Origin of the sequence: Halalkalibacter sp. APA_J-10(15) (genome assembly GCF_023017105.1) — a bacterium.
Classification (GTDB): Bacteria; Bacillota; Bacilli; order Bacillales; family Bacillaceae_D; genus Halalkalibacter.
Genome location: NZ_JALKEV010000057.1, coordinates 1 through 472 on the forward strand (window position 1 = coordinate 1; position 472 = coordinate 472).

Sequence of the window (472 nt, forward strand, 5' to 3'; positions counted from 1 at the left end):
CAAAAGTCCGGTGGCGATAGCGAAGAGGTCACACCCGTTCCCATGCCGAACACGGTCGTTAAGCTCTTCTGCGCCGATGGTAGTTGGGGGCTTCCCCCTGTGAGAGTAGGACGTTGCCGGGCGAACATATAAATTGATCCACAGTAGCTCAGTGGTAGAGCTATCGGCTGTTAACCGATCGGTCGTAGGTTCGAATCCTACCTGTGGAGCCAACTTTGGAGAGCTGTCCGAGCTGGCCGAAGGAGCACGATTGGAAATCGTGTAGGCGGTGTAAAGCCGTCTCGAGGGTTCGAATCCCTCGCTCTCCGCCAGATCGCTCATATATAATACATATTCATACGGTTGGGCCCGTTGGTCAAGCGGTTAAGACACCGCCCTTTCACGGCGGTAACACGGGTTCGAATCCCGTACGGGTCACCATACATATTGGAGGATTAGCTCAGCTGGGAGAGCACCTGCCTTACAAGCAGGG

General features: G+C 54.9%; 3 tRNA genes and 1 rRNA gene. All 4 read left to right on the plus strand.

Annotation, left to right across the window (positions count from 1 at the left end):
• The first annotated feature begins 6 nt into the window (after positions 1 to 6).
• The 4 genes from rrf (at position 7) to MW695_RS22260 (ending at position 420) form a co-directional block, all read left to right on the plus strand.
• Positions 7 to 122: ribosomal RNA gene (rrf, locus tag MW695_RS22245) — 5S ribosomal RNA — on the plus strand.
• 15 nt (positions 123 to 137) lie between these two features.
• Positions 138 to 212: transfer RNA gene (locus MW695_RS22250), tRNA-Asn, on the plus strand.
• A 5-nt stretch (positions 213 to 217) separates the two neighbouring features.
• Positions 218 to 311 (plus strand) — tRNA-Ser (locus MW695_RS22255).
• A 34-nt stretch (positions 312 to 345) separates the two neighbouring features.
• Positions 346 to 420, plus strand: a tRNA-Glu gene (locus MW695_RS22260).
• The last annotated feature ends 52 nt before the right edge of the window (positions 421 to 472 follow it).